We start from the raw sequence: 23,199 nt of genomic DNA, 5'->3' as shown, positions 1-23,199 counted from the left end.
TGAATGCAAAAACCCCAGAATGGCAGGCGTATGAACTACGCTTGTCATTCTGGGGTGATCTTCATTGCCATTAAACTACTCCTATAACACCACAAATGTAAAAATATAGATAAACTTTCACCTCAAACCCGAAACCGCCCAATCAACCCCTGCAGCTCCGCAGCCATGCTGCTCAGCACCGTCGCGGAGGAGACAATCTCCTCCATGCTCGCGTACTGCCCCTCGATGTTCGCGGAGACGTTCTTCGCGCCCGCGGCGGTCTGCCCCGCCACCTCGTCGATGGCGCGAATAACGCGGGCAGCGACGAGCGTCTTCTCGGAGATAGCCTCCGAGCAGCCTGCTACTTCCTCGATCTGACGAGCGACCTCGTCCATCGCCGAACGAATGCGCCCAAACGTCGCTCCCGCTTCGCCGACGACCTCAAGCCCCGTCTCCACCTCACGGCTGCCCGCCTCGGTGGAGCGCATTACGTCCCTCGTCTCCTCCTGAATACTCGTGACGAGAGCAGCCACTTCCTCCGCCGCTGCGCCGGTCTGCATGGACAGCTTGCGGACTTCCTCCGCAACCACAGCAAACCCCTTGCCCGCGGCGCCTGCCCGTGCCGCTTCAATCGAAGCATTGAGCGCCAGCATATTCGTCTGCCGCGCAATACCCGCGATCATCGCGTTCGCATTGACGATTTTCTCGGAACGGGCGCTTAAACGATCCACCGAAACGGCCAACTCACCCATCTTCAGATGGATAGCCTTCATTTGCAGCATCGCAGTCTCAATCGCCGCAGTACCTTCCCCCGCCTCCTGCTGCGCAAACACAGATTGCTTATTCGCTGTTTGCGTCACACTAGCAATCTGCGTAACCGCCGCTGACATTTCCTCCATGATCGCAACACCTTGATGCACACTGCCTACCTGTGCATTCGTGCCCTGCGAAATGAGTTGTATCGTTCCCGTGATCCGCTCCGATAACTCACTAACCTGATTGGAATTCGCACTAAGCTCTTCCGAAGCCGCAGCAACCTGTTCGCTACTACTGCCCACTTGGCGAATCAAGCCCTGTAGATTGCCTTTCATCTGATTGAAAGCTGTCGCCAAATCCTGCAGCTCGTCGCGGCTTTTCACCCCAATATCGCCCACAGATAAATCGCAATTCGCGATTCGCTCTGCCGCTCTCACCATGGAGCGCACTGGTACCACAATTGAACGCGAGACCAAGAAACCTATAACTAGTGCGAATACTAAAGCCGCTCCACTCACCCAAATCAATGTCTTGATCGTCGCAGAGACGGTCTGATGATTTTGAATAGAAGCATCTGCCTGAATAACGGCTTCCAGTTCTTCGATTTTAGCCGCTGCTTGCGTCAATGTTTCCGTTGTTGGAATCGCCCACTGCATAGCTTCCGCTTTTGCCAAGGAGGCGTCACCCTTTTCACCGTACGCAACCACCTTTTGAACCAACCTAGCGAAAGTTTGATTCGCCTCCAGCATGGACCCAACTGCGGATTGTTCCTCCTCGTTCCCGTCCGTATCTTGCATTTTCGTAATGATCGAGGAAAGCTTCCCATTCATATCTGTTAAAAGCTTTTCCCTGTCCTTCGTGGGATCCAGCACATAACCAAACAATAAACTCGTTTGCATCTGTGTTTTTTCTTTTATTTCTGCAACGTCCTGGAGTAATCTCACATTCGTATCGAGCAGCTCCGTATAGGAGTTGTCCACTTTTTTGATATACATGTAAGATAATCCGCTCGTGATCCMTACCAGCAAGGAAACGAGAACAAAAGCCCCCACTAGTTTCGTTTGTAATGAAATAAATAAAAGGCGTTTTTTCCAATCCTGCCTGTTGTGATTATTACTCATTTTTTATCCCTCCGACAATTCGTAAACGCTTACATATAACTGGATTATAAAAGACTGCCGAGAATATCGACAGCCTCCATTACTTACTTCGAATTCATATATTTGCGCATATCAAACGCTACTGCAGCAACGATGATCACACCTTTGATAATTAACTGCCAGTATGGGCTAATACCGATAAACGTCAAACCGTAGTTGATAACGCTGAAAATCAATACCCCTGCAAGCACGCCTGGTACCGTACCGATACCACCTGAAGTTGATACACCGCCGACAACGCAAGCCGCGATCGCATCAAGCTCGTACATGTTGCCATAGTTATTCGTTGCGCCACCCGTCCTTGCTGCTTCCAATACCCCTGCAAGTCCGTATAGCGCACCCGCAATCGCATAAATATAGATCAAGTAGCGATTTACGTTAATCCCAGAAACGACAGCGGCGTGAATGTTGCCACCAATTGCGTACATGTATTTTCCAAGCTTTGTTTTATTAAATACGATCCAAACAATGACCGAGACGATAATCGCGAAAATAACGATATAAGGAATCGAGTAAGTTGAGCTTGATCCAATGGCTCCCGTTCCGAGGCTGCTGAAGTCCCCTCTCAAACCACCGATTGGTTGTGATTGGTTTGGCTTCATATCGAAATACAAGGAGTTCGCACCATAAACAGCTACCATCGTTCCTAATGTTGCAATGAATGGGGGGACTCGGAACTTCGCAACGACTATCCCATTAATTAAACCCACGATTAAACCAGCTACAACAGCAATTAAAATCGGAATAATCATTGGCAATTGCGGTAAGTCTGGGAAAAATCTTCTACCATACTCCTCTGTTTGGAGCATTGAAGCGGAGATAACCGCTGATAAACCAACGATTCGCCCTGCGGATAAATCCGTTCCGCCTGTAATAAGAATGAACGCTGCACCCAATGCGATAATGACGCGAGTGGAAGATTGCAATAAGATATCACGTAGAATACTTACGGACAAAAAGCGTGGATCATAAATCGCGATCCCAATAACTAGAACAACTAGTACGATGTAGATAGCGTATTTGGTAATGAACCCGCTAAGGTCTCTGGATTTCAATGTTTCTGTTTTGGTAGTCATGGTTCTAGGCCCCCTCCATTATGCCATATGCTGTGCAGCAAGGCGCATAATCTCTTCTTCTGTTGCTTTATTTCCTTCTACAATACCCGTAAGACGTCCCTCACACATAACCATAATTCGGTCTGACATCCCAAGAAGCTCGGGCATTTCAGAAGAGATCATGATAATACTTTTCCCCTGCTTCGCAAGGTCAGCAATGATGGAGTAAATCTCGAATTTCGCTCCTACGTCAATTCCCCGAGTTGGTTCATCGAGAAGAAGTACTTCAGGTTCTGTTAACAGCCATCTGGCCAGCAAAACCTTTTGTTGATTACCACCGGACAAGTTCTTAATCAGCGCATGCATATTCGGCGTTTTTACACGTAGCATTTCGATACTTTGTTTCACTTCTTCTTTACGTTTCGCTTCCTGAATGAAGCCAAATGGATTCATGTATCGTCCCAAATTGGCAATGACCGTGTTTTCCAAAACTGATAACACAGGGAAAATACCTGTTACGCGGCGCTCTTCCGTCAGCAAAGCAATCTTCTGCTTGATCGCATCCATCGGCGATTTCAGCTTCACAGGCTTCCCATGAATAGAGATTCTTCCTGAAGCGATACCTCTCATCCCGAACAGGGATTCAATCAACTCCGTCCGTTGTGCCCCTACAAGGCCGCCGACACCGAGAATCTCACCCTTTTTCAGCTCAAAAGACACATTCTTGAACGATTTAGGAACCACCGAAGTCAGGTCCTCTACCTTCATCAATACGCCTTCTGGCACATTACTGCGCTCAGGGAAACGCTCTTTCAAATCACGTCCAACCATCTTGGAGATGATCATATCTGTAGTAAGTTCGGAAGATGCCCATGTACCAATTTTGGTACCATCACGCATAATCGTTACTTCGTCCGAAATTTCCAGAATCTCTTCCATTTTATGTGAAATATAGATGATCGAAACACCGCGGCTCTTCAGATCGCGAATGATCCGAAACAACTGCTCAACTTCGTTACCCGTAAGGGAGGAAGTCGGCTCATCCATAACAATGACTTTCGAATTAAAAGAAACAGCCTTGGCAATTTCAATGGATTGCACCTTGGATACCGATAAGGTACCTACCAGTGTATCCGGCTTAATGTCCATTTGGAGTTGTTTAAACAAACTCTCTGTATCTGTACGCATTTTTTTGTGGTCCACTAATTTCAAAGGTCCGATACCTTTTAGCGGGAATCTTCCTAACCAAATGTTCTCCATCACATTGCGATGTGGAACGGGGTGTAGCTCTTGATGAATCATGGAAATACCATTCGCTAATGCATCTTTGGAGTTCGTAATTGAAGCGACTTCTCCATTCAGCTTAATTTCTCCACCATCGGGCTTATAAATGCCGAATAAGCATTTCATGAGCGTCGATTTACCCGCACCGTTCTCTCCCATTAGCGCATGTACGCTTCCTGGACGAACTTTGAGGGTGACATTATCCAGCGCTTTGACGCCGGGGAACTCTTTGGAGATTTGATTCATTTCCAATAAATAGTCATGTACAGTCATGGTAACTCCCCCTACAGCTCACGATAATCCCCACAAAGTGAAGCCTTTATTCGAAGCTTATTTCTCTTTATCTTTGCACGGGTTTTGAAAAAAGGAAGGCAAAAGCGCGACTATTGCTCAGTGATCGCCTCTCTTGCCCACTCTCACAATTACTTCGCTTCGTTCATGTTCGCTTTTGTGATTTTTTTGTAGGAAATCCAAACATATTTACCGTCAGTGATATCATAGCCAGTTGTTTCTTTGCTTGGCACTAAACCATTAGCAAGAGCTGTTGCTACGCTTGTTGTTGCAGCACCTTGGTTTTTCGCATCGTTTAGAACTGTACCTAGAAGCGTTCCATCGCTAAGCGCTTGTAGAGCTGGAGCTGTTGCATCTACACCAACTACTGGAAGGAATTTGTTGTCTTTGAAATAGCCTTTTGCTTTCAAAGCTTCGATTGCACCAAGCGCCATATCATCGTTGTTCGCAAGAACAGCTTCGATTTTGCTTTCGCTGGAAGCTAGGAATGCTGCCATTTTCTCTTGACCTTTAACGCGATCCCACATCGCTGTATCTTCTGCAACTTTTTCTACACCCATGCCGGAATCCGTGATCGCTTGGATAGAGAATTTCGTACGAAGCTCAGCATCTTGGTGTCCTGGTTCKCCTTTAAGCATGACGTATTGGATTTTACCGTCTTTGTTCTTGTCAGCTTCTGGGTGAGCTTTGAAGTAGTCAACCAATAGTTGGCCTTCCATTGTTCCGGATTGCTCAGCTTTAGCGCCTACGTAGTAAACTTTATCCCATTTCTTCATGTCCGTATCCAGTGGCTCACGGTTCAAGAAGACAACTGGAATGTTCGCTGTTTTTGCTTTATCGATGATAACGCCAGCTGCTGTACGGTCAACTGCGTTGATCGCAAGTGCATTTACTTTTTTCGTGATGAAAAGGTCAACTTTATCGTTTTGTGTTGGTTGGGAGTTTTGGCTGTCTACGATATCAACAGTTGCTTTATCTTTCGCCGAGTCGGAGATCGCTGCACGAACACCAGACATGAACGTATCGTCAAATTTATAGATCGCTACACCGATTGTTGGTTTTTTACCAGCTGCTGGAGCTGTCGTTGCTGCTGCACCTGTGGAAGCTGCTGGGGCTGTGCTTGCTGCTGGTGTTTCTGTTTTATTTCCACAACCTGCAACGGTTGCAACCAAAGCGCCTGCTACGGCAAGTGTAAGTAATTTTTTCAAGATAAGACCCTCCCTAAAAGGTATATTGTTTGTTTACATTCCTTACTATACTGGTTCAAAGAGCATAAACAAATGCAATATCCTCATGTCTTCTATCGAAATTCTCATCACTTTTCTCATCACTTAATAAAGGGGAATAGCAATTTTTGATTGTCTGACCAGAACATATTACTCAAATCAATTGCCTTAATCCCCGTTTCCACACGCTTTGGCACCGTTTTTCCTTCAACGGCATCTACCGCACTTTTTACGCCTAAGTAACCGATGCTAAACGGATTTTGAATAATCGTTGCTTGAATGACCCCCTCCTGGAGCAGCTCTAGCTCCTCAGAGGTACTATCAAACGTAATGATTTTCACCTTTTCATTCAAATTCCGACTTTGCACCGCACTGGCAACACCAATGGAGGAGATTTCATTCAGCGCAACAATCCCATCCAGCTCTGGATGTTTGTCGATGACTTCATGCGTGAGTTTGGCGGAAAGCTCCCGATCCGTTAAACTATACACCTTGTCGATCACCTGAACTTCGGGAAACTTCGATATTTCGTCTAAAAGCCCTTTCTCCCTTAGCTCCGTGTTCCGCTCCCCTTTTCTAAAGCTCATAATAGCAATTTGCCCACTCGTTCCGATCAGCTTAATCAGTTGTCGCCCTGCTAATTGACCTGCCGCATAATTATCCGCGCCAATAAAACTGCGTACATTTTTCGTTTCTACCTCAGAATCAATCGTAATGACAGGAATATGCGCTTTACCCGCTTCATCCACGATAGGAGAAAGCTCCTTATAGTCATTAGCTGCTAAGACAATCGCATCCGGAAGGCTTGCAATAGACTGCTCCATCAAAGCAATCTGCCCCTTTACATCAGCCTCATCACCTGGTGCTCGAAAGTCCAACGTCACATCAAACTCCTTCGCCGCGACCTCTGCGCCCAATTTTACCGTTTTCCAATAGTCGCCTTCTTGACTGCGGAGAATGACCTCCAGGTGCTTCTTCTGCTCAGTAGGCAAGGGTTCCACACTTTCGGTGCAGGAGGAAATCGAGAGAAGTGCGACGAGAACTGCGATCAGCAGTGGTTTCCATCTCATCCTTCGCTCCCCCCTTCTTCATCTAGTATGGCTGGAATCGTAATTCGAACGATCGTTCCTTCCTCCAGTTCACTACTTACGTGGACCCCATAGTCCATGCCAAAATAAAGCTGAATCCGCTCATGCACATTTCGCAGTCCGACACCTGAGCCCTTTTCACTTTTCACCTGACCGGTCATAATACTCTTCAGTGTTTCCTCTGACATTCCGACACCATTATCTCGAATCTCGAAGAGAATCTTCCCTTTATCCATCGTGACAATGAGCTCAATCAACCMTTCATCCACCATATACTCGATCCCGTGATAAAGCGCATTTTCCACAAAAGGTTGCAGAATCAACTTGAGCGTTTTGTAGGGAAGCACCTCTTCCGAGACGTGGATCTCATACTCAAACTTATCCTTATAACGCATCTTCTGGATAATCAAATAGTTGCGAATATGCTCGATCTCTTCCCCGATCGTAATAATATTTTTGCCTTTGCTGAGCGATATCCGGAAAAACTTCGACAGCGATGTGATCGTCGTCACAACCTCTTCCGTCCTCCCATTGCCAACCATTCGAACGACCGAATTGAGTGTATTGTATAAAAAATGCGGATTAATCTGCGATTGGAGAACCTCTAACTCGTTCTTCCGCTTAATCTCCTGCTCCTCGATACTCTGATTCATCAGCTCGCGAACCCTCGAAACCATCAAATTGAAGCGTCGGGAAAGCTGCTCAACCTCATCAGCTCCACGCACATGAATATACGTGTCGAAATGCCCCTTCTCCACCATTTCCATCGACTTCTTCAGTCGTTTAATTGGCTGGGAAATACGTGCAGACATGAACGAGGAAATCAACAAAATGAAGAACAGTACGATCACTAACAGCCAAATCATGAACGTCGAAATTTCCTTGCGGGTCGTCACAATTTCATCGAGATAGGAGACCCCGATAATTTTCCATCCGATGTTATTGACCGTCCGCACAACATTTAACCGCGACTCCCCTTCGCTCTCATCCATGTATCGGCCATATGAAAATTTGAGTGCTTGCTCCACATTCTCATATTTGAGACCAATATAAATAAGCTGCTGTTGTGGATGATACACAATGCTGCCTGCCGAATCGTCAATGATATAGACATAGCCCTTCTTACCGAGAGAAACCGTACGAAACACATCGTCCAATGTCTTGAAATTAATGTCCACCAAAATAACCGCATCCACCATCTTCCCATTCTGCTCGATCGAGACCCCTTTGCTCATGGAAACCACCCACTTGTAGGGATCTTTGAATAGGTTCTGGATATGCGGTAAAGAGAACGTGAGATGGTTTGGGTTATCGAGGGCAGACTTAAACCACGACTGCTCGAGCAGCCGTGTATTTTTGCGCATCTCGGTCTTTGGCACACCCGTGACCAACCCGCCATCCGCGGTAAATAGATGAATAGACACAATATCCTCACGCGTACTCGCGATCGTGTCTAGCTGTTCGAGCAGCTTGTCCGATGGGATGCCGCGGCTTTTGGCAATTTTGGCATCTACAACTTCGAACGTATCTGACATCCCTTTGATGTACTGCTCTAGGTTGAACTGTACTTGCTCAATCACCTGGGCCGTACTCAGAAATGCGCTCTCCTCTGCTGTTTTAGCAAATTTATTATAGAGCACCAACGAGACAACGAGCATGACGGTTACGGTAATAAGAATGAATGACATCGTTATGGTAAACTGAATACTTTTTACCCGCATCGTATCGAGCATTACGTTATATAAAGCCTTCAGTTGCGTACTCACTCTGCGTTTCAAAGCAGCTCTCCCCCTTCTAGTCCCTACAGCCCCTTGGCGCTGTTATTGCGATACTCCTTTGGGGAAACGCCCACATTTTTACGAAAGGAAAAGCTGAAATAATTAGCATCCGAATAGCCCACCTTCTCAGCGATTGTAAGTAGCTTCATATCCGTAGAACGTAACAGCTCTTTCGCTGCTTCCATCCGAATGTGGTTCAAATAGTTAACGAAGGTCATTTTAGTTTCTTTTTTGAAAATGGAGCTGAAATAACCGGCACTGATATGCAGATGTCCGCACACCTTATTGATCGTGATATCGCCCTCATGATAATGACTCTTCGTATAATCTTTCGCTAGATCCACGAGGTTTTTATACGTATATTGACGATCTGTTGCAATATGACTCATCATGCTCGCACACAGCTCGGCCAACCAATGCTTCGCTTCCTCCAAGGAAGTGAACTTATTAATCTCGGTAAAAGGAATGAAACTCTCGCCAAATACCTCGTCAACATTCAGGTTCGAGTCCTTGGCTGCTTTGAGAATACAAGTAAGAATTTCAAGTAAATAGATCTGATAATCCTTCACCGACACACCGGCCTCGATGCCCTGAAACAGCTCATCAATCGTCTCCCGGATCTCTTGCATCGTGCCTACCTTAATACAGCGGGTCAATGCATGTTCCTTCACATCGTCAAATCGAACCTTATCTACGCTTCGCTTCTCTACGTCATCAATATAAATCATGCGATTGCTGCCCAGAATAAGCCTGTAGTCGAGGGAAAGAACAGCATCTTCATAAGAATAGCTAAGTTTGGTAACATCGCTTATCACACTGCCCACCCCAACAGTAAGGGTGAACTTCAAATATTTTTCCACACTCTGCCGAATTTCTTCCAGCACTCTCATCGTTTCCTGCAGCGCCGCTTCCTTGTCCTTATTCTCTCTCGCCGCTAACAAGACAACCTGATCATCATGCATGAAAACGAGTCCGAGGCCACGCTTGTTAGCGATTTCTTCGGTAATATTTAAGAGGGCGAAATATTTTAACGCCTGATCCTCCGAGTATTTCAACGATATCGACTTCGACAGTTCCTCCCGATTCTCCACATCTTCTTCCGAAATAAAGACCCCATCGATGCTCAAAACAGCCACCACATAGCTATTGCCACTAAGCTCAATTCCATAGTTCGCTGCCTTCTCAAATACCTCGTCCCGCGGAAGCTTCCGATTCATTAATGTCGCTAAGAAATTCTCCTTCAGCACCGGCATACTCTTGCGGTAATGCTCCTTAAGCAGCTGCACATCCTCACGATGCGCAACCTCTTCTTGGATGTGTCCTTTTACCTTCAAAAGGGCATTCACCAGCTCCTGTGCGGAAAATGGTTTCAGCACATATTCATCAATATGCAGCTTAATCGCCCGTTGGGCATACTCAAATTCATCATGCCCTGTCAGGATGATGAGCTTAATCGTGGGAAAGCGCTCTCTAATTGCTTCAGCAAGCTGCAAGCCATTCATAAAAGGCATCTGAATATCCGTCACAACCACATCCGGCTGTAGACGCTCAACCATTTCCAGCGCTTCTTTCCCGTTCTCCGCCTTGTCGACAACTTCAAAGCCAATGGCTTCCCAATTTATTTCACGGACGACACCTTCGCGTACATCCTCTTCGTCATCCACTAACAGCAGCTTGTACATGCCTGACCTCCCAGGACTCCCCAATTTGGCAACAACGCTCATTGTATTTCTAATATCACCACCATTGTACTCACTGCCCATCGAATATACAAATAGAATCGATGCTTGTCTAAGGAAACATTGGTAAAAATCCCCTGCGAGGTGTTAAAATAAGCGTGGAGCATATGTAAATCTTGACACCCTATAAACAGGTATTCAGACACCGTAAGGGAACTGGCATGCAATCCCAACCACTCCGACAACGAAAGGGAACCTGCATGCCACACCACCACTCCGACACCGTAAGGGAACCTGCATACCACATCCCACCACTCCGACAATGAAAGGGAACCTGCATGCCACATCCCACCACTCGGACACCGTAAGGGAACCTCAGTGCGCTATTTTCATAAAATAGCTCATTTTTGCACCTGAAGGGAACGAGGTTCCGCTATTTTGTCGAAAATGGAGGTTTTCCACCGCTTTTCCGTGAAATAGCGGATCTACGTTCCCCTTCGGGTCTAAAGAACAGCGCAATTAGTGAAATAGCGGAACGTCGTTCCTCATTAACTAACTTTGTCGACACTACCTTATCTTATTAACACCTTAACTCTTCTGCTTTCTCATTTCATTCGTATCATTCATTATTTAGGAGGTTAATCATTTGAATATCGCACCTGTTGAGYGCATCGCTTCCCGCATCAAAGAAAACGTTGGTCACGTTATTATAGGCAAAAACGATACCATCGAGCTTCTCGTCATCGCACTGATCGCATCCGGTCACGTGCTGCTCGAAGATGTCCCCGGCACAGGTAAAACCCAGCTTGCGAAGGCACTGGCTCGCTCCCTTGACGGCTCCATGAAGCGCATCCAGTTCACGCCCGACTTGCTGCCGTCCGATGTAAGCGGCATCAATTTCTTCAACCAGAAGCTGGGCGAATTCGAATTCCGCCCAGGCCCGCTCTTCGCGCACATCGTGCTCGCCGATGAGATTAACCGCGCGACGCCGCGCACACAGTCCAGCTTGCTGGAGAGCATGGAGGAGCGCCAGGTCAGCATCGACGGGGAAACGCGCAAGCTCGAAGCGCCGTTCCTCGTCATTGCCACGCAGAACCCTGTCGAGAATCAGGGGACCTTTCCCTTGCCGGAAGCGCAGCTCGACCGCTTCCTGATGAAGCTGTCCCTCGGCTATCCGACGGCAGCCGAGCAGGTCTTGATCTTGCAGCGCTACCAGCAGCAAGATCCGCTGGATCAGCTGCTGCCGGTCGTGAGCCGCGCGGAGCTGCTCGAAGCGCAGCTGCTGTTCACGCAGGTGCGCGTCAGCGACGAGCTGCTGCACTACATCGTGCAGCTCGCGGAAGCGACGCGCACGCATGCGGACTCCGCGCTCGGCGTCAGCCCGCGCGGCGTGCGCGCCTTGATGAAGGCGGCGCAGGTGTACGCGGCGCTGCGCGGCCGCGATTACGTGCTGCCGGACGACGTCAAGACGCTGGTCGCGCCCGTCTGGGCGCATCGCGTACTGCTGCGCACGCGCTCGCGCCAACAGGATCAGCAGGTGCATGCGCTGCTGACGAACATACTTGCCGCTACCCCCGTTCCTACGGAAGTGAAGATGGGGTAACGGACGGATGAGCATAAGCTGGATTGTCATTATCGCTGCCGCTCTCTTCTTTCTCCAGTTTCAGTTCTTCGCCCGCTGGGGGTTTCGCGGGCTTCGCATTGAACGAACCTTTAATACGACACATTGCCATGTCGGCGATGATATTCTCATGATTGAAACCATCGTGAATCGTAAGCTTGCGCCGATTCCCTGGCTGCGCTTGGAGTCAACGATTCATGCGGGACTTCACTTCACGCAAATGAACAATCTGGAAGTGAGCAGCGGCTCCCTTTTTCAAAATCATCGCAGCTTATTCAGCCTCATGCCCTATACCCGCATCGTGCGGCGCCATGGTGTGCATGCAGCGAAACGCGGCTGGTACAAGCTGGAAACCATCGCTGCAACGATGGGTGATTTCGTCGGCTTGCAGGCTGCTTCTACCACGCACCGTATACACGTAGAGCTTCTGGTATATCCGCGTCTGGTGAATCGCGATGACATTCCACTCTTGTCTAGTCGGTGGCAAGGCGATGTGACGGTCCAACGCTGGATTATGCCTGATCCTTTTCTCGTTTCCGGTGCAAGGGAGTACCGCTATGGCGATACGATGAATAGCATTCATTGGAAAGCAACGGCGCGCAGCCAGCGGCTTCAGGTGTACAACCGAGAATTCACGGCTGATCCCCGATTACTTATCGTCGTTAACAGTCAAGTCACCGAAACGATGTGGGATGCGGTAACCGACCCTGAACTGGTCGAAAAAGCCCTCTCCTACGCAGCAACATTAGCCGAACATGCCATTAGCCGAGGTGTTCCTGTCGGTTTTGGCTATAATGGTTGGCTGTTAAATGAACCAGGTGCTCCCGTGTACTGTGCGCCTGAAGGCGGCTGGGGGCAGTTGGAACATCTTTTTCAAACGATGGCGAAGCTTGCGATCTCTTGTGCCCGCTCCTGTGAAGATTTTCTCGATTATGGCATCGAGGTGGAAGGTGAAGCGCTGGATATCATCCTGCTGACCGCCTTCGTTTCTGAGGGGATGGCACGCAGCATCGAACGACTTGAAGCATCCGGACATTCCGTCTTCCTTGTCCCCTTGCAACATAATCTTCTTGACCTCAGTGATAAGGAGGCGGCTCCATCCGATGCTCAAGCCCTTGCTTAATCCAACGAATTCTCCACCTTCTCGTTTATCCTACTTTCTACGGGGATGCGGTCTTGCACTTTTATTCGGCTTCGTCGAACTGGTAATCTTTGCTCCACTAGTTACGTTATCTCAAGTTTATGTGTTCGATAGTGTACTTGCGCTAACTTGCATCCAGCTCCTGCTTTGCTTCGTGATCGGTGCTTATGTTGGGCAATTGAATTGGCTCTCTCGCAAAGGCTACGAGTTACTTGTCTGTGTGGCTGCAGGTTACGGATTATCTTATGTTTTCCAAATGGAACCCTTGCACGTTGCTTTATCTGCAGCAATTGGTGCACTCATCGTCTATCGGGGGATTCGGTATACCAAAGATGGGGGGCTCTCCCTTTATCCACCTGGTGTCTTCGTAATCTCTGGTGTGATGTACTTCATTGGTGTACCGATTATGACTCGAGTGGCGCTTATGCATCCATACAAAATAGCCTTAAACGGGCTCGGATTCGCTACGCTGATCCTCTTCTTCTTTATTACGAATCGCTCGCAGCTTCTTGTCGCTACCTTAGCAGGGAATGATCGCGCTGCCGCCTCGTCGTTGTCTCAAACCGTGAAACGTTCCAGCCGCATTTGGTTAATCGGCTTTATTGCGGTTATCGCTGCCGTCGGTTACTTTCAGCAAGTCAAGCAAGCCCTTATGCGCCTTCTACATGGCACCCTAGCTTGGCTGCTGGGATTGATGTCATCCGAAGAACTACCTGCTGTTCCCGAAGCCAGCCCTTCAGCGCCGCCTCCGATGGAACTTCCGCCAGCTGCACCGCATGAACCAGGTTGGTTTGGAATTCTCATGCAATATCTAGCGCAAATTGTAGGCTATGTGTTAGTCATTGCACTTATCCTCGTCTGCCTCTATCTGATCTTGATGAAGGTTGCACCAGCGCTTCTCGCCTTCATTCGGCGCTTTTGGAAGCGATCGCTGCGGCGTGAGCAAGGTGATACAACTGACGGTTATACCGATGAGAAAGAAGCCCTTCTCGATTGGAGAAAGCTTCCTAACCTATGGTGGCGTAAAGCAAGTTCGAAACTGTGGTCAACATCCAATCGCGAGCCGTCTTGGTCACAGCTACCGAACAATCAGGAGCGTATCCGCTATCTGTACCGCGTGTTGATTGGGCAGGCGAGCAGGAGCGGTTATACCTTCAAGCGCGCGTTAACCCCCAACGAAACAGGCTGGGAGCTCACGCATCAAACACAGCTTGCAGAAGCTTCGGTTCATGCGCTTACCACAGCTTATAATCGTGTGCGATACGGACGAGAAACAGTCACAGACGAGGAGCTAGCTCGGGTACTCCAAACGCTGGATCCGAGCGTTCGGAGTCAGTTGAAATGAGACAAGCCCACCCTATTTTATACCCTTTTATTTCCAATTGGTGCAAAGAACAATCTACTTTCTAAGCATGCGAACGAGCATTTTGAAAATAACCGTCACATATTTTCAAAACTTCGCATATACATAATTGTTTGAATACATTCGATTGAGGTGGTTTTGAGATGTTAGCATTAAAAACCGGATCAGAAAAAGAAGAAGTGCTTCACACGCTTTATGAAATGGGCTTGGATCAAATCGCCAGATGGATCCTCGTGTTACCCGAAGACAGGTGGGAAAGCATGTTTCTCTCGACATGGCCAACACTTGCCAAAAAATGCGGCTTTCACAGATAGCTGCTTTTACATACAGAGAGGTGGATATGAGTTAAGGAGTCAATTGAAAACGCTCTGTACCATCACGGTACAGAGCGTTTATTTGTGTTTTATTCTCTCTCTATAACTCGCTCAACCTTCTTCTGACAGGTTTTACATATGCCATCTAGTACGATACCTATTTTCTCCAGATTCACTGAATAGTCGATGATCGTCGTTTCTCCCATACATTTTGCACAATAAACATTCGATAATAGACGCGTGCGAAATGTTTCCGGAATCGCAAGCCATTCTTTCATAGCCGCAAATGATTGAATATTATTCTTCTTACTCACGGGACGACCACCTTTTCAGTTTAGGGATATTTCTCGTAAATAGCCCCGTTAGAAATCTCGGAAAGCCAAACTCCACTAATTTCCCTTTAACCAGATTTCTCATCTCTTCAACCGTTAGATCAGGCATCGTAAACGCCCCATCCTGATAGCAATGACTGCAGTACATCTTGCTCTTACTACCCGATTTCTCCGTACCGCCGCCTTGCTCATCACGAGCGAGAGGCATTCCACAGCTCTGGCAGTTTTTATAAGCAACATCCATTTCATTAATCCCCTTTAAGCTTTTTCTTTCATCATACCAATATACCTTCCAAAAGTAACGAAAAGCTTCGGATTGGCAAGAAGTGCTTATGTATCCCATGTTCAAGCGCTTTCAATAAAGGATTGTTACTAGGTGAAAGAGAATTTAGTAAAGACAGATAGGTATACTCCGTAGATCTTATCTTTACTTCTAGATTTACTTAACTACCGCACAACTTGAAGGAGGATCCCGTTTGAAGTCCGTCACTGTGAAAGATTTAGTTGAACGCTTTTCGCTCGAAATTCTCGCTGGCCATTCGGAGCTCCACCGTCCTATAACCAAAACCAAGGCACACCGCCCTGGTCTAGAATTTGTCGGCTATTTTGAATATTTCCCACAAGCGCATGTGCAGCTATTAGGTCGTAAAGAAATCACCTACCTGCATAAACTTAGCGAAAATGAAAGAAATTTGCACATCGGTAATATCGTCAAATATCACCCGCCTTGTTTCGTCGTAACGAGAAACCAAGAAGGCTTGAAATACTTAAAGAAATACTGCGAAGAAGAAAGAATCCCCCTTCTCCGCACGAGCGCTCCTACGAGCAAATTCCAGGACTTGGTTGATTTATTTTTGAGCAAATCATTGGCTCAGGAGATCGCCGTCCACGGGGTCTGCGTCAATGTTTCAGGAATCGGCATCCTGCTGCGCGGCAAATCCGGTGTTGGCAAGAGCGAAACAGCCCACACGCTGATCCGCAGAGGGCATCGCCTAGTCGCCGATGATATCGTCGTGCTCAAGAAGATTAGCCCGGAAACGCTGCTGGGCACGCACAATGGCAAAACAAAGGAATTCCTCGCACTGCGCAGCGTTGGACTCATCAATGTCTCACGGCTTTATGGCCGCAAAGCTTTTCAAGATGAAACACGCATCGTACTCGATATCGAGCTGACCAAGTGGCAGGAACACGCTCTAAATAATGATTTAGAGTTAGAGCCTACCTTCACCGATTATATGGACATTTCGATTCCCCATATTGAGATCCAACTCCAGCCTGGACGTGATGTAGCCGGTCTTATCGAAGCTGCCGCCAATAGCTGGTATCTGCGTCAACAAGGCTACAGTGCAGCAGAAGAATTCATGCAACGCCTGCAATCTGACACCGATTAGCTCCATGTCTTTCACTTTGTAGTTTTACGTATACCGTCCTAAAACCTCCCTTCGGCTCGAAAGCTTTAGCGGAGGTGTTTAAGATGCACAAAAGAATGAAAATAACGATTATTGCTATTGGAATGGCTACCCTGATGCTCTGTGGTTGGACGGCGTATGCGGCAACTTCATCCAGCGTGGCGACATCTACAGCCATCCAAGGTAAGCTATCCGCCCTGACGGCAGATTCAATTACTTTACATACGGATACTGGTGATCAAACTGTCCCGTTGGCTTCATCCGTCTGGGTGTACCTGAATGACGAGAAGGCTCAGCTAAGCGATTTGAAGACTGGGAGTGCGATTGAAGTCATTCTGAATAACAAGAAACAGGCCGCCTATGTAAAAGGATCTTCTGAAAGCTCGATCGCTACTGAATCCGCACAGCCTGTATCTCCCGTTCCGAGTGAATCCCCTGTACCTGATTTGGCAGCTCCCAGCCCAACCGTGKGACCAACCGCCTCTCCTACGAAGGTGGAAAACAAGCCAGAAGCTTCCTCATCAGGTAGCCGTTCTGACCTTAAGGATGTAGATATTAGTGTAGATGGGCAGCATTTCAACTTTCATTTGAAGCAAACCAAAGGAGCGCAAGGTTCTCAGTATGATCTGAGCATCCAGTCTCCGCATGCCGGCAGAATTCATCTCACAGGATCGCAAGCCCAAGCTTGGATCTCCAAACTACTTGGTTCTGTTGACTTATCCGCGCCAGGTGCGCAGGAGACCGTGAGCCAGCAGCTTGCCAAACAATACAATCTAGAAGCCGGCAAATTGAATGTTCATTTGAACGTACATTCAGATGATAAAGAGAACGACAAAGAGAACAACAAGAAACCTCAAAAAGAAAAAAGTAATGATAAAAAGTCCGGTAGCAACAATAAGCATGACTAATCTTCAATGATTGTCAACCATGATAAAAAACCAGTTAACAGCCGATTTTACGGATGTTAACTGGTTTTTTTGCAGGTGCATTCAATCGCCTTAGGAGTAGTTTTGACTCAACGAATCGCTCAAACGTTCGTGCAAGGTGAGTACTCGTTATGGACGCACGGGACGCGGACACGGGAACGCTTCAGGCTAGCGTTATTGTTGGAGTTTGTAGGTTTTGAGACAATTACTCGGTACATTTGTAATAACTGGAAAAGGTACAGCTATTTACGTGAAATTTCCTCGAAATCTCGATTTAACTGGAAAACATGTAGGTAAAAATGCCTCTTTTGCGCAGATCGGGTCATATGGTTAAAATTAACTGTAGGTTCTCCATCTATTCTGCGTTTAATCGAAAAATTTCGGAATTTAAATGTAGAAAATCCATCTATTCACCTCGAGCACAGCAGCTTTACGAAACTTCCACCCAACCAACTACCATTCTGACTCAGTAATACATTCTTTCTACTTTACTCTTACTCTTACTCTTACTCTTACTCTTACTCTTACTCTTACTCTTACTCTTACTCTTACTCTTACTCTTACTCTACTCCTCCCCCTCCCCCCTCTATACTAGCAACCAAGCAAGTCATACATCATCATGGCCTGCAAAATTTACTTCCGCTTCTCTTTCCCATGTCCATGCCCTTGCTCGGCTTGCTTTTGCTGCTCTTTGTCCTTCTTCGCTGATGATTCATTCGAGGAGGAGATTTCCTTCTCAGGTCGCTCGACAATCATCGGAATGTCAAAAGGTACAACAGGTGTTTGAGCTAAGGCACGACTGAGCATCTCACGAAATAATACGGCAGGTACGGCCCCACCCGAGGTTGTTAAATAATGCGTCGCATCCGTTCGGTCATAACCAACCCATACCGCTGCCGTCAACTCCGGCGTATAGCCAACGAACCAGGCATCTTTGGCACTTCCGCTGCCGATCCCGTCAAATTCCTTCGTATCCGGCAGTTGTGTCGTACCTGATTTCCCTGCAACGGGACGATTCATAGCCGCATTCTTCCCCGTCCCCTGCGCTACGGCCGTCTGCAGCATCGCCGTCATCGTGTTGGCTGTTTCAGCTCGCATCACCGACTGTCCCTTAGCTTTCGCTTGAACAAGCAGGTGTCCGTCATTTGTCTCGATTTTGGCGATCAAGTGTGCAGGGTTCAGGACTCCCTTCGCTGCAAAAGCACTAAACGCCTGTGCCATCTGCAGCGGAGATACCCCCTCGGAGAGCCCGCCAAGCGCGATGCCCAACTGCCGGTCTTGTGTCGGTAGACTTATCCCCAAAGACTTCGCAAACTTCAAGCCATTGTCGATGCCTATCTCATGTAAAAGCCACACTGCAGGTACATTCCAGGATGAAGTAATGGCCTCTTGCATCGATACTTGCCCCCTCGACTGGTGATCCCAATCTTGCGGCTGATAACCTTCAATATTCAGCGGTCCATCAAACAGCATGGTTGACGGCTTGTAGCCTAACTCCAGAGCAGGGCCATAGACAACGACTGGCTTAAAAGCCGATCCTGGCTGTCTTCTCAACTGGGTGGCACGGCTGAAGCCTCGGAATACGCCTTCCCCGCGTCCACCAGCTAGCGCTCTAACACCACCTGTTTTCTGGTCGACTATAGCAGCACCACTCTGAATGAGTTGATCTGGCTTGCTTTCAGGGAACAGACTGTTATTGTTAACCACATCAATTACTGCTTTCTGTACCGTAGGATCTAGCTCTGTCGTAATACGCAAACCGCCTGTTAGTAATTGTTCCTCCGTAAAACCATAGAGGGTTACAGCCTCATCAATCACAGCATCCACATACGCCCGATTTCTCCCTTTCGCCTCATCCATATTGACCGTTTTCACAGCTCCAAGTGCTGAAGCAGCGGCTTTATCGTAATCCTGCCCAGATATTTTACCTTCCTTCAGCATTAACTTGAGAACCGTATTCCTTCTTTCCAACGCTTGCTCTTCATTTTGAAAAGGGGAATAATGACTAGGTGCCTTCGGCAATGCCGCTAACACCGCAGCTTCTGGCAAGGTGAGGTCTGTCACACTTTTATTAAAATATGTTTTCGCAGCCCCCTGTACCCCCCAACTGCCCTCACCAAAATAAATCTTGTTCAGATACATTTCCAGAATGTCATTCTTACTGTAGCTCGTCTCTATTTTGATCGCATAAGCCGCTTCCCGCAATTTACGACCTACCGTTTTATCCGCTGTTAAGAAAAGATTCCGAGCTAATTGCTGCGTAATGGTACTGGCACCTTCCGAATAGCTTCCTTTGAGCACATCCCGGCCAACTGCGCGGAAGATCGACTTCATGTCTACCCCCTTATGCTCGAAGAAACGTCGATCCTCCACMGCGACAATGGCATCGACCAACACCTGCGGGATGTCCTTAAAAGGCACTGCATCGATCTTTGACGCCGACAACTGAGAAGCGATTTGACCATTCTTATCAAGCACAACAGATGCCTCTGGAAGCGGCTGATTCAACAGCGACACATCAAGTCCTTTTACGTACAAAGTGCTCATTAACGCCACACCCACACCCATGACTAGGACTACGCCAACACTAACTTGCCAGAAGCGCCGAGGTATTTTTTTGATTTTTAACATATATCATTCCCCCTAACGTACCTCATAGCTATTCGTATGATGGCTCCATTAAGTGTCGTATGCGTGCAGGAAGACACAAAAAAACCTTCAACCCATCAATGATAGGTGAAGGTTTATCACATTAAGCAATCGACGTCGGTGCTCCAAAAACACTCGTGTATCCGCTAATCCCACTCAAAATCCGCTCCATGTCATCCTTGCTCATCGTACCATAGCGCTCTACAGCATCCACGATTTTGGGAAATAAATGCACATCCCCCGCACTTGCAAAACCGGATACGCTTGGGAACGACAACACGAAGTGCACACAAGCATCGATAATCTCTTGCTGATCAAAAGGCTCATACCACGTCGCATACGGACGCTCCGCCCCCTCAATCCAAGGCGCCTTAGCAATCGCTTTAATCACCCGAATCGCTGTCTGCTGCTTGTTCGCTTCTTCCATCAGAGCATCTACAGCCTCACGATAGTCAGGTAAGCCATACATGTAGTAATTCAGTGGGAACAGTATGGTGGCAAAAGGGAACCTACGCAGCGCTTCCAAATGAACCGCCGGCGCCTCATGCCCGTGACCGGTGATCCCGATGTCCTTCACAATACCCTCGCTTTGCGCTTCTAATGCCGCTTCCAGCGACCCGCCCTTGGCCATGCAGCGATCCAATTCCTCCATCGATCCCACCGCATGCAGTTGTAATAGGTCGACGGCATCTACCTTCATTCTCTCCAAGGAGCGATAGATTTCTTCCTTTGCTTCCTTTTTCGTTCTTTGCCCTGTTTTGGTAGCTAAAAAGATATCATTCCGCACCCGGCTTATCGTCGGGCCCATCCGCATTTCTGCGTCTCCATAGCTCGCCGCCGTATCAAAATGATCAACGCCATGTGCCAACGCGAAAGCGATTGAGGCATCTGCCTCCTGCTGTGTAACCTGGCCAAGACTAGCTGCACCAAACATCAACACAGAAGTTTCCTTATTTAATCGGCCTACTGTTCTCTTCAACATCTTTAGATTTGCTCCTTTTGTAATCGAGTATGTATCTCTTTATTTACAAATCTAATTGCATTAAAACCTCAGTCCGCAGATATTTGTTTCATTTGCTTCCTCAGATTGAGCTGTAACACACCGGCTGCTAGCAGTAGCGCACATCCTGTTAATAAAAATACAGAATGTATCCCTACTAGACCGCCTAGGAATCCGCCAATCAAAGGGCCGATCATCATCCCTAATTGATTCGATGTTTGATTAAGACTCATCGCTCTCCCTCGGAAGTCAGCATCGGAAGCTTTCACAATAAGCGCACTCAGTGCCGGATAGACCGCAGCGAAAAATAACCCATAACTGAAACGAAGCACACCAAAAGCGATCAAATTATGCGCTGCCAACTGCAGCAGGTTCCCAACACCGCCGCCAATTAAGCCAATGAGCAGTGTTTTGTCATAGCCGATTCGCTGCCCGATAATGCCCCATCTTGATCCCATGATGACGGTCGCTACGCCGGCAGCCGAGAAAATAATACCCGAGCTGAGTGATGCCCCCTTCGCGCTTCCACCAATTTGTACCACATATATCGTTAAAAGCGGTTCCAAAATCATCACCGAAGTTGCCACTAATACGGTTAATCCAAAAATGGATAATAACTGCTTATTGGCAGTCGCTTGCTTAATATCCTGAAGCACACTTGGACGTGCGCCTTCCTTCTTGTGATGCACTTCCTTCACACCAACTACGGCGATCACAGCAGAAATCAGTACGACAAACCCAGATGCCAAGAAACATTCTCTTGTCCCAACCCAGTGGCTGAGCATGCCCCCGAACAATGGGCCTAGGATGCTCCCAGCAGCCGTCGCCGTTGACATGACACTTAAGGCATAACCAACATGCTTCTCTGGTGTGTTCGTACTAACTAACGCCATCGATGCGGGGATATAGCCCGCCATAAGTCCCTGCAGAACACGAACAACAATAAACGTATACGGATCATTCACGAAATAGTTTAGAAAATAGACGGCGCTTAAGCTTAGCCCTGAACGGAGCAGCATCGGTTTCCTGCCATATTTGTCAGCCAGTGAGCCCCAAAAAGGTGCGATCACGGCACTTGCGAGAAAGCTCACCGAGAACGTGATCCCTGACCATGCCTCCAAGCCGCTATGTATACCCAAGTCTTCTTGTAAAAATATAGGGATAAACGGGATCGAGAGTGTGTACGCCATCGCGCAAAAGAATGCCCCAATCCATAAAATAAATAGATTCCGTCTCCAGCGTAGTTCCATCTTGTAGCCCTCCTCCCTGTCTACTATACACCAACACCAACCTGAATCCCAGTTATTAGTAGACGCGGATGCACAAAAAAAGCATAGACATCATCAGCATGAAGCTGACAGTCTATGCTTTCTTTCTTGATCGGGACGACACGATTTGAACATGCGACCCCCTGCTCCCAAAGCAGGTGCTCTACCAAGCTGAGCTACGTCCCGATACGATTGTGATAAAAAATGGCGCGCCCTGAGAGATTCGAACTCCCGACCTTTTGATTCGTAGTCAAATACTCTATCCAGCTGAGCTAAGGGCGCTTATGAAAATGGAGCGGAAGACGGGGATCGAACCCGCGACCCTCGCCTTGGCAAGGCGATGCTCTACCGCTGAGCCACTTCCGCATAGGGATCCCCAAGCCGTAAGATACGACTTGGGGATGTTTGATGCGCGTAGAGGGACTTGAACCCCCACGGTCGCCCGCTAGATCCTAAGTCTAGTGCGTCTGCCAATTCCGCCATACGCGCATGCTGGTAAATCTGAGAGACTTTAGTCTTCGCCTAAAGATCCCTATATAATGAAATGGTGAGTCATGTAGGATTCGAACCTACGACACCCTGATTAAAAGTCAGGTGCTCTACCAACTGAGCTAATGACTCAAAAAATTGGTTGCGGGGGCAGGATTTGAACCTGCGGCCTTCGGGTTATGAGCCCGACGAGCTACCGGGCTGCTCCACCCCGCGTCATTCATATAAGCTCCCATTAGGGAAACTGCTTGGCAACGTTCTACTCTCCCAGAACCCTGCGGTTCAAGTACCATCGACGCTGGAAGGCTTAACGGTCGTGTTCGAGATGGGAACGCGTGGATCCCTTCCGCCATCATCACCAAACAGTCAAAGCGTTTGTTTGCGCCTTGAA

General features: G+C 47.8%; 18 protein-coding genes, 6 tRNA genes and 1 rRNA gene. 6 read left to right on the top strand and 19 right to left on the bottom strand.

The window, feature by feature from the left end; translation table 11 throughout:
* Positions 1-122 precede the first annotated feature (122 nt).
* The 7 genes from AB4114_RS30025 to AB4114_RS29995 form a co-directional block, all read right to left on the bottom strand.
* Entirely contained in the window at positions 123-1,856 is a 1,734-nt protein-coding gene (locus AB4114_RS30025) for a methyl-accepting chemotaxis protein (protein WP_441991689.1), read from the bottom strand.
* Between the two features lie 83 nt (positions 1,857-1,939).
* Entirely contained in the window at positions 1,940-2,971 is a 1,032-nt protein-coding gene (mglC, locus tag AB4114_RS30020) for a galactose/methyl galactoside ABC transporter permease MglC (protein ID WP_441991688.1), read from the bottom strand.
* An 18-nt stretch (positions 2,972-2,989) separates the two neighbouring features.
* On the bottom strand, positions 2,990-4,507 hold the full coding sequence (locus tag AB4114_RS30015; protein ID WP_441991687.1) for a sugar ABC transporter ATP-binding protein: 1,518 nt from the start codon (positions 4,505-4,507) through the stop codon (positions 2,990-2,992).
* A 149-nt stretch (positions 4,508-4,656) separates the two neighbouring features.
* Positions 4,657-5,733 (bottom strand): galactose ABC transporter substrate-binding protein, encoded by a 1,077-nt coding sequence (locus AB4114_RS30010; protein WP_216626270.1) that lies wholly within the window; start codon positions 5,731-5,733, stop codon positions 4,657-4,659.
* 119 nt (positions 5,734-5,852) lie between these two features.
* Positions 5,853-6,821 carry a substrate-binding domain-containing protein gene (locus tag AB4114_RS30005; RefSeq protein ID WP_441991686.1) on the bottom strand — a complete coding sequence of 323 codons (969 nt, stop codon included), beginning with the start codon at positions 6,819-6,821 and terminating at the stop codon, positions 5,853-5,855.
* The gene (locus tag AB4114_RS30000) at positions 6,818-8,572 is read right to left on the bottom strand and encodes a histidine kinase (protein ID WP_441991714.1); all 1,755 of its coding nucleotides are present in this window, start codon (positions 8,570-8,572) and stop codon (positions 6,818-6,820) included. The genes AB4114_RS30005 and AB4114_RS30000 overlap by 4 nt, the downstream gene beginning before the upstream one ends.
* Positions 8,573-8,640: 68 nt before the next feature.
* Positions 8,641-10,299 carry a response regulator gene (locus tag AB4114_RS29995; RefSeq protein WP_441991685.1) on the bottom strand — a complete coding sequence of 553 codons (1,659 nt, stop codon included), beginning with the start codon at positions 10,297-10,299 and terminating at the stop codon, positions 8,641-8,643.
* Between the two features lie 643 nt (positions 10,300-10,942).
* On the opposite strand from AB4114_RS29995, the gene AB4114_RS29990 reads away from it, so the two are divergent.
* The 4 genes from AB4114_RS29990 to AB4114_RS29975 all read left to right on the top strand — a co-directional run bounded on the left by AB4114_RS29990 (position 10,943) and on the right by AB4114_RS29975 (position 14,735).
* Positions 10,943-11,899, top strand: a complete 957-nt coding sequence (locus AB4114_RS29990) for an AAA family ATPase (RefSeq protein WP_441991684.1) — start codon at positions 10,943-10,945, stop codon at positions 11,897-11,899.
* Between the two features lie 7 nt (positions 11,900-11,906).
* Positions 11,907-13,040 carry a DUF58 domain-containing protein gene (locus AB4114_RS29985; protein ID WP_441991683.1) on the top strand — a complete coding sequence of 378 codons (1,134 nt, stop codon included), beginning with the start codon at positions 11,907-11,909 and terminating at the stop codon, positions 13,038-13,040.
* Positions 13,021-14,403 (top strand): DUF4129 domain-containing protein, encoded by a 1,383-nt coding sequence (locus AB4114_RS29980; protein WP_441991682.1) that lies wholly within the window; start codon positions 13,021-13,023, stop codon positions 14,401-14,403. The genes AB4114_RS29985 and AB4114_RS29980 overlap by 20 nt, the downstream gene beginning before the upstream one ends.
* 161 nt (positions 14,404-14,564) lie before the next feature.
* Positions 14,565-14,735 carry a hypothetical protein gene (locus tag AB4114_RS29975; RefSeq protein ID WP_155993910.1) on the top strand — a complete coding sequence of 57 codons (171 nt, stop codon included), beginning with the start codon at positions 14,565-14,567 and terminating at the stop codon, positions 14,733-14,735.
* Between the two features lie 89 nt (positions 14,736-14,824).
* Here the strand turns inward: AB4114_RS29975 and AB4114_RS29970 are convergent, their stop codons facing one another.
* Both AB4114_RS29970 and AB4114_RS29965 read right to left on the bottom strand, forming a co-directional pair.
* Positions 14,825-15,049, bottom strand: coding sequence for a hypothetical protein (locus AB4114_RS29970; RefSeq protein ID WP_441991681.1), 225 nt, complete (start codon positions 15,047-15,049; stop codon positions 14,825-14,827).
* The gene (locus tag AB4114_RS29965) at positions 15,042-15,311 is read right to left on the bottom strand and encodes a zinc ribbon domain-containing protein (protein WP_441991680.1); all 270 of its coding nucleotides are present in this window, start codon (positions 15,309-15,311) and stop codon (positions 15,042-15,044) included. Before AB4114_RS29965 ends, AB4114_RS29970 begins: the two co-directional genes overlap by 8 nt.
* Before the next feature lie 232 nt (positions 15,312-15,543).
* Between AB4114_RS29965 and hprK the strand changes: the two genes are divergently transcribed.
* Positions 15,544-16,458, top strand: coding sequence for an HPr(Ser) kinase/phosphatase (gene hprK / locus AB4114_RS29960; protein ID WP_171634416.1), 915 nt, complete (start codon positions 15,544-15,546; stop codon positions 16,456-16,458).
* Positions 16,459-16,541: 83 nt separating this feature from the next.
* A complete protein-coding gene (locus AB4114_RS29955; RefSeq protein ID WP_441991679.1) occupies positions 16,542-17,384 on the top strand; it encodes a hypothetical protein in 843 nt (280 codons plus the stop codon).
* Positions 17,385-18,035: 651 nt separating this feature from the next.
* On the opposite strand, the gene AB4114_RS29950 is transcribed toward AB4114_RS29955, so the two are convergent.
* The 10 genes from AB4114_RS29950 to rrf all read right to left on the bottom strand — a co-directional run bounded on the left by AB4114_RS29950 (position 18,036) and on the right by rrf (position 23,171).
* Positions 18,036-20,033 (bottom strand): transglycosylase domain-containing protein, encoded by a 1,998-nt coding sequence (locus AB4114_RS29950; protein WP_441991678.1) that lies wholly within the window; start codon positions 20,031-20,033, stop codon positions 18,036-18,038.
* 121 nt (positions 20,034-20,154) lie between these two features.
* Positions 20,155-21,033, bottom strand: a complete 879-nt coding sequence (locus tag AB4114_RS29945; RefSeq protein WP_441991677.1) for an aldo/keto reductase — start codon at positions 21,031-21,033, stop codon at positions 20,155-20,157.
* A 68-nt stretch (positions 21,034-21,101) separates the two neighbouring features.
* The gene (locus tag AB4114_RS29940) at positions 21,102-22,301 is read right to left on the bottom strand and encodes an MFS transporter (protein ID WP_441991676.1); all 1,200 of its coding nucleotides are present in this window, start codon (positions 22,299-22,301) and stop codon (positions 21,102-21,104) included.
* A 130-nt stretch (positions 22,302-22,431) separates the two neighbouring features.
* Positions 22,432-22,505, bottom strand: a tRNA-Pro gene (locus AB4114_RS29935).
* 19 nt (positions 22,506-22,524) lie between these two features.
* A tRNA-Arg gene (locus AB4114_RS29930) sits at positions 22,525-22,601 on the bottom strand.
* A gap of 9 nt (positions 22,602-22,610) precedes the next feature.
* Positions 22,611-22,685: transfer RNA gene (locus tag AB4114_RS29925), tRNA-Gly, on the bottom strand.
* Positions 22,686-22,728: 43 nt separating this feature from the next.
* Positions 22,729-22,808, bottom strand: a tRNA-Leu gene (locus AB4114_RS29920).
* Positions 22,809-22,864: 56 nt separating this feature from the next.
* A tRNA-Lys gene (locus AB4114_RS29915) sits at positions 22,865-22,940 on the bottom strand.
* A 7-nt stretch (positions 22,941-22,947) separates the two neighbouring features.
* Positions 22,948-23,024: transfer RNA gene (locus AB4114_RS29910), tRNA-Met, on the bottom strand.
* Positions 23,025-23,054: 30 nt separating this feature from the next.
* Positions 23,055-23,171 (bottom strand): 5S ribosomal RNA (rrf, locus tag AB4114_RS29905).
* Between the last annotated feature and the right edge of the window lie 28 nt (positions 23,172-23,199).

Source organism: Paenibacillus sp. 2RAB27 (assembly GCF_052115445.1).
Taxonomy (GTDB): domain Bacteria; phylum Bacillota; class Bacilli; order Paenibacillales; family NBRC-103111; genus Paenibacillus_E.
The sequence above is the reverse complement of the archived record's forward strand: the minus strand, read 5'-3'. Positions and strand labels throughout refer to the sequence as shown.